This window comes from Halomonas sp. C10-5 (assembly GCF_057169305.1).
The window spans coordinates 2,849,145-2,864,411 of the sequence record NZ_CP175665.1; the positions used below are offsets into that span (position 1 = coordinate 2,849,145).

The 15,267-nt window shown below is 68.2% G+C and carries 14 protein-coding genes; 2 read left to right on the forward strand and 12 right to left on the reverse strand.

Features of this window, described 5'->3' with window-relative positions; translation table 11 throughout:
* Positions 1 to 33 precede the first annotated feature (33 nt).
* From smc to ccmA, 10 genes are read right to left on the reverse strand one after another with little or no spacing between them, the layout of a single operon-like run.
* Complete coding sequence (smc, locus tag ACJ7IV_RS13295) at positions 34 to 3,525, reverse strand: chromosome segregation protein SMC (RefSeq protein ID WP_483864801.1); 3,492 nt, start codon at positions 3,523 to 3,525, stop codon at positions 34 to 36.
* Between the two features lie 19 nt (positions 3,526 to 3,544).
* Positions 3,545 to 4,795: a c-type cytochrome biogenesis protein CcmI gene (ccmI, locus tag ACJ7IV_RS13300; RefSeq protein ID WP_483864802.1), complete on the reverse strand. Its 1,251-nt coding sequence runs from the start codon at positions 4,793 to 4,795 to the stop codon at positions 3,545 to 3,547.
* On the reverse strand, positions 4,792 to 5,265 hold the full coding sequence (locus ACJ7IV_RS13305; protein ID WP_483866589.1) for a cytochrome c-type biogenesis protein: 474 nt from the start codon (positions 5,263 to 5,265) through the stop codon (positions 4,792 to 4,794). The genes ccmI and ACJ7IV_RS13305 overlap by 4 nt, the downstream gene beginning before the upstream one ends.
* Positions 5,265 to 5,798: a DsbE family thiol:disulfide interchange protein gene (locus ACJ7IV_RS13310; protein WP_483864803.1), complete on the reverse strand. Its 534-nt coding sequence runs from the start codon at positions 5,796 to 5,798 to the stop codon at positions 5,265 to 5,267. Before ACJ7IV_RS13310 ends, ACJ7IV_RS13305 begins: the two co-directional genes overlap by 1 nt.
* Positions 5,795 to 7,789 carry a heme lyase CcmF/NrfE family subunit gene (locus tag ACJ7IV_RS13315; RefSeq protein WP_483866590.1) on the reverse strand — a complete coding sequence of 665 codons (1,995 nt, stop codon included), beginning with the start codon at positions 7,787 to 7,789 and terminating at the stop codon, positions 5,795 to 5,797. The genes ACJ7IV_RS13310 and ACJ7IV_RS13315 overlap by 4 nt, the downstream gene beginning before the upstream one ends.
* Positions 7,790 to 7,815: 26 nt before the next feature.
* Positions 7,816 to 8,319 (reverse strand): cytochrome c maturation protein CcmE, encoded by a 504-nt coding sequence (ccmE, locus tag ACJ7IV_RS13320; RefSeq protein ID WP_483866591.1) that lies wholly within the window; start codon positions 8,317 to 8,319, stop codon positions 7,816 to 7,818.
* 1 nt (position 8,320) lies between these two features.
* Positions 8,321 to 8,560 (reverse strand): heme exporter protein CcmD, encoded by a 240-nt coding sequence (gene ccmD / locus ACJ7IV_RS13325; protein ID WP_483864804.1) that lies wholly within the window; start codon positions 8,558 to 8,560, stop codon positions 8,321 to 8,323.
* Positions 8,560 to 9,300, reverse strand: coding sequence for a heme ABC transporter permease (locus tag ACJ7IV_RS13330; protein WP_483864805.1), 741 nt, complete (start codon positions 9,298 to 9,300; stop codon positions 8,560 to 8,562). Before ACJ7IV_RS13330 ends, ccmD begins: the two co-directional genes overlap by 1 nt.
* Before the next feature lie 14 nt (positions 9,301 to 9,314).
* Complete coding sequence (gene ccmB / locus ACJ7IV_RS13335) at positions 9,315 to 10,055, reverse strand: heme exporter protein CcmB (RefSeq protein WP_483866592.1); 741 nt, start codon at positions 10,053 to 10,055, stop codon at positions 9,315 to 9,317.
* Positions 10,056 to 10,062: 7 nt separating this feature from the next.
* Positions 10,063 to 10,707: a cytochrome c biogenesis heme-transporting ATPase CcmA gene (gene ccmA / locus ACJ7IV_RS13340; protein WP_483864806.1), complete on the reverse strand. Its 645-nt coding sequence runs from the start codon at positions 10,705 to 10,707 to the stop codon at positions 10,063 to 10,065.
* A 188-nt stretch (positions 10,708 to 10,895) separates the two neighbouring features.
* Here ccmA and lexA point away from each other — a divergent pair, with 188 nt between their 5' ends.
* Together lexA and ACJ7IV_RS13350 are read left to right on the forward strand one after the other, a co-directional pair.
* Positions 10,896 to 11,378, forward strand: coding sequence for a transcriptional repressor LexA (gene lexA, locus ACJ7IV_RS13345; RefSeq protein ID WP_483864807.1), 483 nt, complete (start codon positions 10,896 to 10,898; stop codon positions 11,376 to 11,378).
* The gene (locus ACJ7IV_RS13350) at positions 11,378 to 11,995 is read left to right on the forward strand and encodes an IMPACT family protein (protein ID WP_483864808.1); all 618 of its coding nucleotides are present in this window, start codon (positions 11,378 to 11,380) and stop codon (positions 11,993 to 11,995) included. Before lexA ends, ACJ7IV_RS13350 begins: the two co-directional genes overlap by 1 nt.
* 86 nt (positions 11,996 to 12,081) lie before the next feature.
* On the opposite strand, the gene ACJ7IV_RS13355 is transcribed toward ACJ7IV_RS13350, so the two are convergent.
* Both ACJ7IV_RS13355 and oadA read right to left on the reverse strand, forming a co-directional pair.
* Complete coding sequence (locus ACJ7IV_RS13355; RefSeq protein WP_483864809.1) at positions 12,082 to 13,404, reverse strand: sodium ion-translocating decarboxylase subunit beta; 1,323 nt, start codon at positions 13,402 to 13,404, stop codon at positions 12,082 to 12,084.
* 10 nt (positions 13,405 to 13,414) lie between these two features.
* Positions 13,415 to 15,235 carry a sodium-extruding oxaloacetate decarboxylase subunit alpha gene (oadA, locus tag ACJ7IV_RS13360; RefSeq protein WP_483864810.1) on the reverse strand — a complete coding sequence of 607 codons (1,821 nt, stop codon included), beginning with the start codon at positions 15,233 to 15,235 and terminating at the stop codon, positions 13,415 to 13,417.
* Positions 15,236 to 15,267: the final 32 nt, after the last annotated feature.

Here is a 15,267-nt window from a genome sequence, read left to right on the forward strand (position 1 = left end):
TTGTTACCCCTTTTCGGGCTTTCATTCAAGCGTTCAGGCCTCGGCGAGTGCCGCGGCCTCTTCGACATCCACCGCCACGAGCCGAGAGACACCCGGCTCCTGCATCGTCACCCCCATCAACCTCTCGCCCGCTTCCATGGCGATCTTGTTGTGGGTGATGTAGATGAACTGCACGCTCTCGGACATCTCCTTCACCAGCCTGGCGTAGCGTCCCACATTGGCATCATCCAGAGGAGCGTCCACCTCGTCGAGCATGCAGAAGGGTGCCGGGTTGAGCTGGAAGATGGCGAATACCAGCGACAGGGCTGTCAGCGCCTTTTCGCCCCCCGACAGCAGATGAATGGTGCTGTTCTTCTTGCCCGGCGGTCGCGCCATGATGGCGACCCCGGTCTCCAGCAAATCGTCGCCGGTCAGCGTCAACCACGCGGTTCCGCCACCGAAGACTCGCGGAAAAAGTGCCTGCAGACCCGTGTTGACTCGCTCGAAGGTGTCCCGGAATCGACTCCGGGTTTCCTGGTCGATGCGGCGAATCGCCCGATCGAGTGTCTCCAGCGCCTCGCTCAGCTCGGCGTGCTGGGCCTCCAGATAGTCGCGGCGCTCGGCCTGCTGGTCGTACTCCTCGATGGCCGCCAGGTTGATGGCACCCAGGCGGCGGATGCGCTCACCGAGCTCCTCGAGGCGGGTCTGCCAGGCCGACTCGGTGGCGTTGGGGTCGAGCGACTCGCCCAGGGCCTGCTCGTCGTGGCCCAGCTCCCGCAGCTGTTCATCCTGGCCCTCGGCCTTGAGACGCAGCGCCTGGACCTGCATGCGCGACTCCTGCAGACGCTCGCGGATGCCCTCCAGCGCACGCTCGTGGCCCTGGCGAGCCTGCTCGTCCTCGCGCAGTCGCTCGACCAGCTCCGCGGCCCGGGCACGCACCGCGTTGAGGCTGCGCTCCTCGCGCTCGCGCCGGTCGAGGAGCTCCTCGAGGCGTTCGCGGCTCTCCTCCTCGGGCTCGCGGAGCAGCTCACGCTCCTCCTCCAGCTCCGCGAGGCGCCCCTGGAGCCGCTCCCGCGCCTCCCCCGCACGCCCCTGCTGTTCGGCGAGGCCTGCACGCTCGGCGGCCAGGCGCTCCTGCTCGAGGGCCAGGCGCTGCAGCTGGTCGGCCAGCGGGCGCTGCTGGCCACGCAGGCTGGCGAGCCGCTCGCGGGCCGCCTGGCGCAGCTTCTCCAGGCGTTCCCGACGCTCGGCGCCCTCCTCCAGGCGCACCATGGCGGCCTGCCACTGCTCGCGCACCTCATCGATGGCCAGGCGCGCCTCCTCGCGAGACTCGCTGAGGCCGGCAAGCTCCTCGCTCAGCTCGGCGGCGCGCCCCTGCAGGTGCTCGAGTCGACTGGCCAGGCCACTGTCCTGGACGGCGAGCTGCTGATGGCGGCGATCGAGGTCGCGCTCCGCCTGGTGGCACGCCTCGAGGTCCGTGTCGGCACGTTCGGCCTCCTCCAGGGCATGCACCAGGCGTGTCTCGTGATCGGCCAGACGTGCCTCGACGGCGTCGAGGCGCTCGCGCACCTCGGCCTGGCGGCGCCGGCTGACGAGCAGCGCATCCGGGCCGTCGCCGCTGCCCCGCCGGCGTGCCCAGCCATGCCCGAGCCACAGGCCATCGGCGGTGATCAGGCTCTCGCCAGGAGCCAGCTCGTGGTGACGCGACCAGGCGTCATCGCGACTCTCCGCGCAGCGCACCGTGGCCAGCCACTGGCCGGCACCACCGGCTCCCTCCACCCGGGCGGCGAGGCTGTCGGGCGGCGCCGCGGACTCACTCGCCGCGACCAGCCCCAGCTCCCCCGGCGAGGTCGCCAGGGCCTCCAGACGGCCGTCGAGTGGCGCCATCCGAGCGCGCAGCCAGGGTGCCAGCACCCAGGAGACGACCTCCTCCCAGCCCGGGGTCACCGCCAGGCATTCGCCGAGGCGCGGGGCATCGCCGAGCCCATGCTCGGCAAGGTGGGCATCCAGCGCCTCGTCGTGGTCGGCCAGTCCGGCCTCGATCAACGCCTCCAGCGACGCCAGCTCACCGGCCAGTTCGCTGCGCGCCTGGCGTTCGACCTCGCGTCCATCCTCGGCGGTTCGCGCCGTCTCGCGAGCGGCCTCCCGGGCCTGGACCAGGGCATCGCGACGATCCTCGAGCGCCTCGCGCTCGAGCTCGATCTCGGCGAGCTGCTCGGCGAGCTCGTCGCGCTGGGCGGTCAACGCCTGCAGGTCGGGCAGCTCCTGCAGCTGCTGGCGGCGACGGGCCAGGTCGGCGTCGAGTCGCTCCAGGCGCGACTCCAGCTCGCGCAGGCGATCCTGGCTGCGCTCGGCCTCTCGGCTCGTCTCGCGCCAGTGCTCGCTGAACGTCTCCCAGGCGGCATCGGCCTCTTCCGCCTCAGGCTCGGCCTCCTCCAGGGCGGCCTCCAGCTCCTCGAGGCGCTCGGCGAGCTCCTCTCGCTCGGGGACCAGGGTGGCCAGACGCTCGTCGAGGCTGACCAGGCGCTCGCCGTCGTCCTCGCCGAGACGCTCGAGGTCGGCCAGTTCGCGGCGTGCCGTCTCGAGGTCGCGGGCCAGTTGGGCGTCCCGGGAACGGCCATGCTCCAGATCCTGCTCCAGGCGGGCGATGGCGGTGGTGGTCTCGAAGAAGCGCGACTGCTCGGCGTCGAGCTCGGAGGCCAGGCGATCATGGTCGGCACGGGCCTCCTCCAGGCGGGTCTCGCACTGCCGCAGCCCGAGCACCTCGCGCTCCACGGCGGTCTCGAGCTCGGCGACGCGACTCTCCTCCTCGCCCTGGCTGGCACGCAGCGCACGGGCCCGCAGCAGGGCCAGCTCGCCCTTGACGCGGTGTTGCTCGTTCTTGAGTTGCTGATAGCGGCGCGCCGCCTCGGCCTGGCGCCTGAGTCGCTCGAGCTGCTTGTCGAGCTCCTCGCGGATATCCTCCAGACGCTCCAGGTTCTCCTGGGTGCGACGCATGCGGTTCTCGGTCTCGCGGCGCCGCTCCTTGTACTTGGAGATCCCCGCGGCCTCCTCGAGGGTGGCGCGCAACTCATCGGGGCGCGCCTCGATCAGCCGCGAGATCATGCCCTGGCCGATGATGGCGTAGGAGCGCGGGCCCAGCCCGGTGCCCAGGAAGAGGTCGGCGATATCGCGGCGACGGCACTTCTGGCCATTGAAGAAGTAGCTGGACTGCCCCTCGCGGGTGACCTGGCGCTTCACCGCGATCTCGGCGTACTGGGCATACAGTCCGCCCATGGCACCGTCACGGTTGTCGAAGCGCAGCTCGATGGCGGCCTGCCCCACCGGCTTGCGGCCGGTGGAGCCGTTGAAGATGACGTCGGCCATGGACTCGCCACGCAGGGTCTTGGCCGACGACTCCCCCATCACCCAGCGCACCGCATCGATGATGTTGGACTTGCCACAGCCGTTGGGCCCGACGATGGCGGTCATGTTGCTGTCGAAGGGCACCGTGACCGGGTCGACGAAGGACTTGAAGCCCACCAGGCGGATCGAGGTCAGGCGCATCGCGGGCGGTCCACTCCGTTCAATCGACGACGCTGTCGATCACGACCTCGACCGGCTCGCCGTCGGTGTCGCCCACGGCGACACCGCCACGCTGGCCGAACATGTCGCCGGGCTGGGGCGTGGCCTGGCCACTCTCGGAGACGCGCACCACCAGGCGTGCCTGCTCGACCTGGCCGAGGTTGGCCTGGGGCGACATGGCGTGGCGCTGGTCGAGCACCAGCTCGGTGGGCAGGTCGCCCAGGGTCAGGCGGGCCACGGCCAGCGGCGGCAGCTCGCCATTCATGTCCCGGGCGACCACGAACACCGGGGTGTCGTCGTCGAGGCGACCGGCGAGCTCCTCGTCCAGGCTGACGCGGGCCAGGATACCGGGCCCCTGGGGCTCCTCCTCCACTGCCACGTCACCCTCGGGCTCCTGGCCCAGGCGCTGCTGGGCGATCTGGATACCCTGGCGCAGGGCCTCACCGGAGGCGGGATCACTCATGCCGGCGATGGCACGCCGCCAGTTGTCGATGGCCTCCTGATAGGCACCGCGGTCGAAGGCCTCGATGCCCAGCAGGCCAAGCACAGTGGGCTCGCTGGAGTTTTTCTCCAGGGTCTCGTCGACCAACTCCTGTACGCGGTCGGTCAACCGGCGGCCAGCGACGAAGAACTCGATCTGGGCCAACTGTGCCAGCAGCTGGGGATGGCGACCCTCGATCTCGATCAGCCGCTCCAGGGCATCGATGGCCTCGCGCCCCTGGCCACCGTCACGATAGAGCGGGAACAGCATGCTCCAGACGTTGGGGTTCTCCGGCTGGCGGGCGGCCTGCGCCTCGAGCCGCTCGATCAGCATCTGAGCCGAGCCCTCCGGATGGGCCATAACCTCCTGCTGCACGGAGAGCAGGGCCAGGTCACCCTCGGCACCTTCGTGCTGATACCAGAGCACGCTGACCACCACCACCGCCAGCATCACCAGCGGCACCGCCAGGCGCCCGGAGGCGGAGGCCTTGAGCGGGGCTCGCTTGAGTCGCTCGGTATCCTCGAGCAGGCTGCGCTCGAGTGCCAGACGGTCCTCCTCGAAACTGGCCTGATCGATATCGCCACGCTCGAAGGCGGCCTCCAGGGAGGCCAGGCGGCGCTGGTAGATGGCCACGTTCTGATCCGCGGAGCGGTCGTTGGTCTCATGATCGCGCTGGGCGTCGTGCACCGCGCGGGCTCGCTTGAGAGGCGCCACCAGCAGCCACAGGGCCGGCAGCAGCAGTAGGGCGAAGGCGATCCACAGCAGGGTCATTCGGTTCTCTCGCGGTTGATCAGGGCATCCAGGCGAGCACGTTCCTCGGCGGAGAGCTCCCTGTTGGAGGCGTTGCGACGGGCGCGTACCAGCAGGCCCACCAGCACCAGGCCAAGCAGACCCAGCACCGCCGGCAGCCCCCACAGCAGGAAGGTGCGGCCCTCGAGGCGCGGATTGTAGAGCACGTAGTCGCCGAAACGCTCCACCATATGGTTACGGATCTCGATGTCCGCGCGACCGTCCATCAGCAGCCGGTAGACGCGATCACGCATGTCGCCGGAAACCGGGGCATCGGAATCATTGATCGCCTGGTTCTGACAGGTCGGACAGCGCAGGGAGGCGGTGAGGTCGCGATAGCGCTCCTCGAGCACCGGGTCATCGAACTCGCGTACCTCGATGGCGGCGGCCTGTGCCAATCCCGCCACCAGCAGCAGGACAAGGGCCGTGGCCAGGAGTCTCGAAAGTCGCATCAGCGCCATTGTTCCACCTCCGGAAGGATCGTCTCGGTGACATCGCCCGGCGCGATATAACCGGTGTGGTGGTAGCGGATCACCCCGTCACCATCCACCAGGAAGGTCTCCGGCGCGCCATAGACGCCGAGCTCGAAGGCCAGCTCGTTGTCGGGGTCGAAGATATTGACCTCGAAGGGGTCGCCGAACTCCTCCAGGAAGCCCAACGCCTTCTCCCGGGTATCCTTCCAGCTGATGCCCACCAGGCGGATATCGTGGCGCTCGGCTAGGTCGAGCAGCTGCGGCATCTCGCGCTTGCACTCGGGACACCACTCACCCCAGACATTGACCAGGGTCAGCTCGCCGGTGGTGAGCAGGTCACGATCGACCCGCCGCTCGGGCTCCTTGAGGGTGGCCAGGTCGAACTCGGGAAACTCGCGCGCCATCAGGGCCGACTCGCGATGGAAGGGATTCAACGACAGCCCCTGGTAGAGGAACACCGCCAGCGCCAGGAAGCCGGCCAGCGGCAGCAGCAAGATCAGCCGACGATTCATGCGCTGGCCTCCCGCCCCGTCGCGGGGGCCGTCCTGGACTCGGGGTCACGCGCGGTCGCCAGGCGCCGGTAGCGCTTGTCGGCCACCGCCAGGACACCACCGAAGGCCATCAGCAGGCCACCCAGCCACAGCCAGCGCACGAAGGGCTTGTACTGCACCCGCAGCGCCCAGCTGCCGTCGCCCAGGTCCTCGCCCATGGCCACGTAGAGGTCACGCAGGAAGCCGGGACGCAGCGCCACCTGGGACATCGGCATGCGGGTCGCCAGGTAGAGCCGCTTCTCGGGATTCATGGCAAAGCTGCGACTGCTGTCGCCATGCTGTACCGAGATGTTCGCCCGGTCGGCCAGGAAGTTGGCCCCCTGGCGACTGGAGAGCTCGTTCATGGTGAAGGTGTAGCCGGCCACCTCGACACTGTCGCCCGGTGCCATGCGCACGTTCTGCTCGATGCTGTAGTTGGAGACCACCGCCACGCCGACGATGGTCACCGCCACGCCCAGGTGGCCGAGCTGCATGCCCCAGTAGGCGAGCGACAGTTTCTTGAGCCCGGCACCCACGGAGCTGGCGTTACGGGTCTTCTCGAACAGGTCACGCAGCATGGGCAGCACGATCCACAGCGCCGCGATCAGGCCGATCGCCACCGCCGGACTCCAGCGCTCGGCGAACAGCAGCGGCAGTGCCGCCCCCATCACCACGGCCCCTACGGCAGCCAGCCACAGTCGCCTGACCAGCAGGCTCACCGGAGTCTGCTTCCACCGCGCCACCTGGCCGAGCCCCATGAACAGCGCGAGGACCAGGGTGAGCGGCACGAAGAGCGCGTTGAAGTAGGGAGGGCCGACGCTGATCTTGCCCAGGTCCAGGGCATCGAGCAGCAGCGGGTAGACGGTGCCCATCAGCACGGTGATCGTCATGATCACCAGCAGGATGTTGTTGATCAGCAGCAGGGCGTCGCGAGAGAACCAGGTGAAGCCGACCTTGTGGCCGACCCGCGGCGCCCGCAACGCGAATACCAGCAGCGACAGGCCCACGGTGATGCCCAGCAGCATCAGGATGAACTGGCCGCGGGAAGGGTCGTTGGCGAAGGCGTGCACCGAGGTGAGCACCCCGGAGCGCACCAGGAAGGTGCCCAGCAGCGACAGCGAGAAGGTGAAGATCGCCAGCAGCAGGGTCCAGCTCTTGAAGGCACCGCGCTTCTCGGTCACCGCCAGGGAGTGCATCAGCGCCGTGCCGGTCAGCCAGGGCAGCAGCGAGGCGTTCTCGACGGGATCCCAGAACCACCAGCCGCCCCAGCCCAGCTCGTAGTAGGCCCACCAGCTGCCCAGGGCGATGCCCACGGTGAGGAAGGCCCAGGCCAGGTTGGTCCAGGGGCGCGCCCAGCGGGCCCAGGCCGCATCCAGACGACCGCCCAGCAGGGCGGCGATGGCGAAGGCGAAGACGACCGAGAAGCCCACATAGCCCATGTAGAGCATCGGCGGATGCATGATCAGACCGATGTCCTGGAGCAGCGGGTTGAGGTCGGCACCGTCGCTCGGCACGTTGGGCAGCAGGCGCTCGAAGGGGTTGGAGGTGACCAGCACGAAGGCCAGGAAGCCGGTGCCGACCAGCCCCAGCACGCCCAGCACCCGGGCCACCATGTCGCGGGGCAGCTCCCGGGAGAAGCGCGAGGCAAAGTAGCCCCAGGCGGCCAGCAGCAGGCTCCACAGCAGCACCGAACCCTCATGGTTGCCCCATACGGCGCTGAGCTTGTAGTACCAGGGCAGCATGGAGTTGGAGTTGTTGGCCACGTTGGCCACGCTGAAGTCGTCCAGCATGTAGCTGGCCGTCAGACAGGCGTAGGCGATGGCCACGAACAGCAGCTGCCCGGCCGCCATGGGCCGGGCATAGGCCATCCACAGCGGGCGGCGGGTGGCCGCGCCGGCCAGTGGCAGCACGCCCTGCACGGCGGCCATCAACATGGCGATCACCAGGGCGTAGTGGCCGATCTCGGGGATCATCAGGGTCTGCATGGGTTCTCCGCTCGTTACTGGCTGGCGCCTTGCTGCTGGGCTTCCATCCGTTCACCCACCTCGGCGGCCTTGGCCTGGTAGTCCTCCGGCGAGTAGCCGGCGTCTTCCAGGGCCTGGGCCACCTCGGGGGGCATGTAGTTCTCGTCGTGGCGGGCCAGCACCTGGTCGGCACGCAGCCAGCCCTCGGACTGCAGTTCGCCGACAACCACCACACCCTGCCCCTCGCGGAACAGGTCGGGCAGGATGCCGCTGTAGCGCACCTCGAGATCGTCGACATAGTCGGTGACCACGAAGGCCACATCGAGGCTATCCGGATCACGGGCCACGGTGCCCTCCTTGACCATGCCTCCGGCACGGATCTGGCGTTCGAAGGGGGCGTCCCCGGCGGCGATCTGTACCGGGCTGAAGAACAGGTTGATGTTGCTGCGCAGGGCGTAGAGGGTCAGGCCCACGGCGATCGCGGCCAGGGCGACGAGCCCCAGGATCACGAAGAGCCTCTGCTTGCGCTTCGGTGTCAGGCTAAGTGTCATGACGATTACCACCCGATTGATGTGAAACTTTCGCTGCCACGTCCTGATCGACTCCCAGGCGCTGCTCGCGACGCTCGCGGCGCTGGAGCTTGCGCAGCAGCTGTCGGCGCTCGGCGCGGGCGTGGAGGACGATGGCGACGAGCAGCGCGGCGGTCGCCGCCCAGGCCGCCCAGACATAGGGGGCATGCCCCCCCATGGCGATGAATTCGTTGAAGGATTCGAAGGCCATCAGCGCTCTCCTCCGGCCAGGTCACGCACCCAACGCTTGTTGGATTCGCGGCGCAGGATCTCGCTGCGGGTGCGCATCAGGGTCACCGCGATGAAGAAGCTGTAGAACCCCAGCACCATGATCAGCAGCGGGACCCACATCTCCATGGGCATGCCGACACGTCCGGTAACAGTAAAGGTGGCGGGCTGGTGCAGGGTGTACCACCAGTCCACCGAGTACTTGATGATGGGGATATTGATCACACCCACCATGGCCAGCACGGAGGCGGCCCGGGAAGCGCTGTCGCGGCTGGAGAAGGCGCCGCGCAGGGCGATCACTCCCAGGTAGAGGAAAAACAGGATCAGCATCGAGGTCAGCCGCGCATCCCACATCCACCAGGTGCCCCAGGTAGGCACGCCCCACACCGCCCCGGAGAACAGCGAGATGAATGTCATGGCGGCCCCCAGCGGCGCCATCATCGCCGCGACCATGTCGGCCACCTTGATCTTCCACACCATGTAGACCAGGCCACACACCGCCATGCTGACGAAGATCGACTGGGCCAGGAAGGCCGCCGGCACGTGCACGTAGATGATGCGGAAGCTGTTGCCCTGCTGATAGTCCGCCGGGGCGAAGGCCAGCCCCCAGACGCTGCCCACCAGGATCAGCGCAGCCGCGGCCACCCAGAACCACGGCAGCAGCCGTTCGCTGATGGCGTAGAACCACTTGGGGGAACGCAACTTGTTAATGAAGGCCCACATGCCTTTTCCACCTCTCAACCGTTGATACTGATGCGCAGCGACGCCGCGATCGCCCAGGGGGCCAGCATCAGTGACAGGGCCAGCAGGGCCCCCAGAATCGCCAGATGCGCGGCGGCGCCATCGCCCATGATCGCCGCCTGAACGGCGCCGGCGCCGAAGATCAGCACCGGGATATAGAGCGGCAGTACCAGCAGCGACAGCAGAACCCCGCCGCGTGACAGCCCCACCGTGAGCGCCGCGCCGATGGCACCGATCAGGCTCAGGCTGGCGGTGCCCAGGGCCAGGGAGAAGGCCAGGATCAGGTAACTTCCCGCCGGCAGCGCCAGCATGATGCCCAACACCGGGGCCATCAGCGCCAGCGGCAGGCCGGTCAGCAGCCAGTGAACCGCCACCTTGGCCAGGCCCAGCATGGGCAGCGGCTGTGGCGTCAGCAGCAGCTGCTCCAGGGAGCCGTCCTCGTAGTCGCCGCGAAACAGGCTATCCAGTGAGAGCAGCGCCGCCAGCAGAGCCGCCACCCACAGCAGCCCCGGGGCGATGGTGGCCAGCAGTTCCGGGTCCGGCGAGATGCCGATCGGGAACAGGGTGATCACCAGGGCAAAGAACACCAGCGGATTGAGCACCTCGCTGCGTCGACGCATCAGCAGGGTCAGGTCGCGCTTGAGCGTCGCCCAGACTGCGACCGCCAGGCCGCCGCGGGGTTCCCGTGCAGTGGCCTGACGGTCGCCGTTATCGCGCTTGCTGCCGCTGCCGTTCATGCGAGTATCAGCGCTCGGCATCTTGCCCTCCCCGGCCGAGACGGACATGTCGCAGCTCTTCCGACGCCTTGAGTTCATGGTGAGTGGTCACCAGCACACAGCCACCCGAACGGGCATGGACCACCAGGCGCTCCTCCAGCGCCGCGACCCCATGGCGGTCGATGGCGGTAAAGGGCTCGTCGAGCACCCACAACGGACGCGGCGTGAGCTCCAGGCGGGCCAGCGCCACCCGACGCTGCTGGCCCGCCGAGAGCTGTCCTGCCGGCACGTCCTCGAACCCCGCCAGCCCCACCGACTCCAGCGCTGCCAGGCGCGGGGCCTCATGGACCGCCTCACCGGCCAGCGCCTGGTACCAGGCGAGGTTTTCCAGCGGTGTCAGCGCCGCCTTGACCCCCGGGGCATGACCCAGATAGAGCAGGTTCTCGAGGAAGGCCTGGCGCGCCTGGCGCATCGGCCGGTCGTTCCAGAACAGCTCGCCATGGTAGTCGGCAAGCTGGCCGGAAAGGATCTTGAGCAGGGTGGTCTTGCCACTGCCGTTGGGGCCTTCGACGCGCACGATCTCACCGCCGCGGATATCCAGGTCGAGATCCTCGAACAGCCACCGATCATCCCGTTCACAGGCCAGGCCTCTGGCTTGCAGGCGCAGGGTCAAGACACTCTCCGGCGTGGGTAATTTGGCTCGAGACTCTACACGGAATGGGCTTTTTCTACCAGAGACGCCTGCCGCGTCAGCAGGTCGCGGTTGACATGCATCAAGCGCATCGTCGATTGGTCGCCTTGCCAGATTCGGGCGCCCTGCTATGCTTCCATGGCACTGTATGTTTCAACAGGAGATGCAGCATGCCCGAGGTCACCCCGCGGTTCATGATCCGCCGCCCCAACCGGCGCCTGGCCGAGGCCTGGTCGCCCTGCCCCATGCCCGACGATGCACAGGAGATGGTCGAGGTCCCGCTGCTGGGCAGCGTTTCGGCGGGCATGCCCATCGAGGCCTGCCCCAGCGTCAGCCATATCCGTGTCCCGCGACGCATGGTGCGTCGCAATACCTACGCCCTGCGCGTGCGCGGTGACTCGATGATCGATTGCAACATCTTCGACGGGGATGTGATCATCATCGAACAGTGCGAGAGCGCCGAGAACGGCGAGACCGCGGTAGTGATGATCAACAACCGGGAGGTCACCCTGAAGAAGCTCTATATCGAGAAGTCCGGCGTACGCCTGCAGCCCGCCAACCAGCAGATGGCCCCCATCTTCCTCAGGAACAGCGATATCCAGGTGCTGGGCATGGTGATGGGCGTGGTGCGCCAGGGCGAGCTGGCCGCCTGATGCGCTACCCGGTACCTGACCTGCCACCGGGAAAGTGGCGGGAAATCGAGATCGAGGTCGAGCGCAGTCGTTTTATCGCCTGGCTCTGCCACGCCCCTACCGTCGCCACCTTCGATGCGCTGCTGTCATCCGCCCGCGAGCGCCACCCCGGCGCCAGCCACCACTGCAGCGCCTTCATCGCCGGGCCGCCCGGCGAGCAGGCCGCCATCGGCTTCTCCGACGATGGCGAGCCCGGCGGAACCGCCGGCCGCCCCATGTTTCAGGTGCTGGAGGGCTCGGGCTTGGGCCAGGTGGGCTGCGTGGTCACACGTTACTTCGGCGGCACCAAGCTGGGCACCGGCGGCCTGGCCCGCGCCTACAGCCAGGCCGTGTCCCAAGCACTGGAGACCCTGCCGCGACGCGAGGTCATCGAGCGCACCTCGCTGCGCCTGCGGATCGACTTCGCCGGCGAGGCCGAGGCCCGGGCCTGGCTCGCCGAGCGCGAGATCCCCGTCGAGGCGGCCGACTACGACGCCCAGGGCGTGCGCCTCAGCGTCGGCTGGCCCCGCGACGTTGAGGTCGACCTGAGCCCGCTGGCTTCGCGGCTGCGCGGCCACCTCGAGCTCCTCGAGGCCTGAGGCCGGCACCGCCCCTCTCGAGACCATGACACGACAAAAGGCGCCCGCAGGCGCCTTTCGTCGTATTGCTGGCGTCGCCACGACGCTCAGCCGAGGTACTTGATCATCACCCCGGCGGCCACCGCCGAGCCGATCACTCCGGCCACGTTGGGCCCCATGGCGTGCATCAGCAGGAAGTTGTGCGGGTTGGCCTCCAGGCCCACCTTGTTGGAGACCCGGGCCGCCATGGGCACCGCCGAGACCCCCGCCGAGCCGATCAGCGGATTGATCGGAATGCGGCTCATCACGTTCATCAGCTTGGCCATCAGCACCCCAGCCGCGGTGCCGATGCCGAAGGCCACGATGCCCAGCGCCAGGATGCCCAGGGTCTCCACGGCCAGGAAGCTCTCGGCCATCAGCTTGGAGCCCACCGAGAGGCCCAGGATGATGGTGACGATGTTGATCAGGGCGTTCTGGGCGGTATCGGAGAGACGCTCCACCACCCCGCACTCGCGCATCAGGTTGCCGAAGCAGAACATCCCCAGCAGCGGTGCGGCGTCGGGCAGGAAGAAGGCGACCAGCAGCAGGATGGCGATGGGGAAGACGATCTTCTCGCGCTTCGACACCGGCCGCAGCTGGGTCATGGTGATCTCGCGCTCCTTCTGGCTGGTCAGCAGCTTCATGATCGGCGGCTGGATCAGCGGCACCAGGGCCATGTAGGCGTAGGCGGCCACGGCGATCGCACCCAGCAGTTCGGGAGCCAGCACGCTCGACACATAGATCGAGGTGGGGCCGTCGGCACCGCCGATGATGCCGATGGCGGCGGCCTGGTTGAGCGAGAAGTCCATCACGCCCAGCGACGAGAGGCCCACCGCACCGAACAGGGTGGCGAAGATGCCGAACTGGGCCGCCGCGCCCAGGAACAGGGTGCGCGGATTGGCCAGCAGCGGGCCGAAGTCGGTCATCGCACCCACGCCCATGAAGATGATCAGCGGGGCGATGCCGGAGGCGATGGCGACCTTGTAGAAGCTGTAGAGCATGCCGTCGCCATAGCCGACGCCCACCGCGATATCGCGCGCGGCGCGCAGCGCGTCCGGTGTGGCTCCCTCGTGGGCCACGCCCTTGAGCGCCTCACGCCACGCCTCGGCGTTCGCCAGGGGGTCGAGGGTCACGCCCAGCGCCGTCGCGAGCTGCTGCAACACCGCAGGCTTGGCCACCTCGATGGCCTGGTCCAGCGCCGACAGCGCCAGGCCCGCCTCGGGGATGTTGGCCAGTATGCCGCCGAAGCCGATGGGCACCAGCAGCAGCGGCTCGAACTTCTTGGCGATGGCCAGGTAGAGCAGCAGCATGCCGACCAGGATCATCACGGCCTGACCCGGCGTCAGGTTGTAGACCCCCGAGCCGTACCAGAGTGTCAGTAGTCTCTCCATGTCGGGGCCCTTAGAGCTCGATCAGCACGTCACCGACGGCGACGCTGTCGCCCTCGCTGACCTTGACGGAAGAGACGGTGCCGGCGCTGGCGGCACGCACCTCGGTCTCCATCTTCATCGCCTCGAGGATGATCACCACGTCACCCTCGGCGACGCTGTCCCCCTCGCGCACGTTGACCTTGAAGATGTTGCCGGCCAGGGGCGCGGTGATCGCCTCGCCGCTGGGGGCGGCGGGGGCGCTCTCGGCGGGCTGGGCGGCCGCGCCCTGCTCCTGGACGGCGCCGACTTCGCCGCCCTCGGCGACCTCGACCACATACTGCTTGCCGTTGACCTTGACGGTATAGGTCTCGGGTACGGCCGGGGCGCCACCCTGGGTCGCGGCTGCCTTGGCCTCTGCCTTCGCGGGCAGGCTGGCGCCGGCCTCGGGGGCCTGGGGCGCCGGCTCGAAGGCATCGGGATTGTCGCGGTTGCTGAGGAACTTCAGGCCGATCTGGGGGAACAGCGCATAGGTGAGCACGTCGTCGATCTCGCGCTCGCCCTCGGCCAGGCGGATGCCGTCGGCCTTGGCCTTCTCCTTGAGCTCGGCGGCCAGCTTGTCCATCTCGGGGCTGAGGTTGTCGGCCGGGCGGCAGGTGATCGGCTCGCCTCCTTCCAGCACGCGCGCCTGCAGCTCCTTGTTGAACGGTGCCGGGGCGGCACCGTACTCGCCCTTGAGCAGCGCCTGGACCTCCTTGGAGATCGACTTGTAGCGCTCACCCATCATCACGTTCATCACCGCCTGGGTGCCGACGATCTGGGAGGTGGGGGTGACCAGCGGGATGAAGCCCAGGTCCTCGCGCACCCTGGGGATCTCCTTGAGCACGTCGTCGAGCTTGTCCCCGGCGCCCTGCTCCTTGAGCTGGCCTTCCATGTTGGTGAGCATGCCGCCCGGCACCTGAGCGATCAGGATGCGCGAGTCGATGCCCTTCAGCGAGCCCTCGAAGGCGGCGTACTTCTTGCGCACCTCGCGGAAGTAGGCGGCGATCTCCTCGAGCAGCTCGAGATCCAGGCCGGTGTCGCGCTCGGTGTCCTGGAGGATCGCCACCAGCGATTCGGTGGGGCTGTGGCCATAGGTCATGGACATCGAGGAGATGGCGGTGTCGACGTTGTCGATGCCCGCCTCGGCGGCCTTGAGGGCGGTGGCGGTGGACATGCCGGTGGTGGCGTGGCACTGCATGTGGATGGGGATGTCCACCGCCTTCTTGAGCTTGGTGACCAGTTCAAAGGCGTCATAGGGCTTGAGCAGGCCGGCCATGTCCTTGATGCAGAGCGAATCGGCGCCCATGGCGGCGATGGTCTTGCCGAGTTCGACCCAGCCGTCCAGGGTGTGCACCGGGCTCACCGTGTAGGAGAGCGTGCCCTGGGCATGGCCCTCGACCTTGCGCACCGCCTGGATGGCGCGCTCCAGGTTGCGCGGATCGTTCATGGCATCGAAGACGCGGAACACGTCGACGCCGTTGGTCCTGGCCCGCTCGACGAACTTGTCCACCACGTCATCGGCGTAGTGGCGATAGCCGAGCAGGTTCTGGCCACGCAGCAGCATCTGCTGGGGGGTGTTGGGCATGGCCGCCTTCAACGCCCGTATCCGCTCCCACGGATCCTCCCCGAGGTAGCGGATACAGGCGTCGAAGGTGGCCCCGCCCCAGGACTCCAGCGACCAGAAGCCGACGCGGTCGAGCTTCTCGGCGATGGGCAGCATGTCATCGAGGCGCAGGCGGGTGGCAAACAGCGACTGATGGGCGTCGCGCAGGACGACATCGGTGATGCCCAGCGGGCGTACGTTGTCAGTCATGGTCGTGACCTTGTCGTTATGAATGGAAAGGA

Excerpts from the sequence above, each read along its gene's own strand:
- smc (WP_483864801.1), bottom strand. The coding sequence starts at position 3,525 with ATGCGCCTGACCTCGATCCGCCTGGTGGGCTTCAAGTCCTTCGTCGAC.
- ccmI (WP_483864802.1), bottom strand. The coding sequence starts at position 4,795 with ATGACCCTGCTGTGGATCGCCTTCGCCCTACTGCTGCTGCCGGCCCTG.
- ACJ7IV_RS13305 (WP_483866589.1), bottom strand. The coding sequence starts at position 5,265 with ATGCGACTTTCGAGACTCCTGGCCACGGCCCTTGTCCTGCTGCTGGTG.
- ACJ7IV_RS13310 (WP_483864803.1), bottom strand. The coding sequence starts at position 5,798 with ATGAATCGTCGGCTGATCTTGCTGCTGCCGCTGGCCGGCTTCCTGGCG.
- ACJ7IV_RS13315 (WP_483866590.1), bottom strand. The coding sequence starts at position 7,789 with ATGATCCCCGAGATCGGCCACTACGCCCTGGTGATCGCCATGTTGATG.
- ccmD (WP_483864804.1), bottom strand. The coding sequence starts at position 8,560 with ATGGCCTTCGAATCCTTCAACGAATTCATCGCCATGGGGGGGCATGCC.
- ACJ7IV_RS13330 (WP_483864805.1), bottom strand. The coding sequence starts at position 9,300 with ATGTGGGCCTTCATTAACAAGTTGCGTTCCCCCAAGTGGTTCTACGCC.
- ccmB (WP_483866592.1), bottom strand. The coding sequence starts at position 10,055 with ATGAACGGCAGCGGCAGCAAGCGCGATAACGGCGACCGTCAGGCCACT.
- lexA (WP_483864807.1), top strand. The coding sequence starts at position 10,896 with ATGCCCGAGGTCACCCCGCGGTTCATGATCCGCCGCCCCAACCGGCGC.
- ACJ7IV_RS13350 (WP_483864808.1), top strand. The coding sequence starts at position 11,378 with ATGCGCTACCCGGTACCTGACCTGCCACCGGGAAAGTGGCGGGAAATC.
- ACJ7IV_RS13355 (WP_483864809.1), bottom strand. The coding sequence starts at position 13,404 with ATGGAGAGACTACTGACACTCTGGTACGGCTCGGGGGTCTACAACCTG.
- oadA (WP_483864810.1), bottom strand. The coding sequence starts at position 15,235 with ATGACTGACAACGTACGCCCGCTGGGCATCACCGATGTCGTCCTGCGC.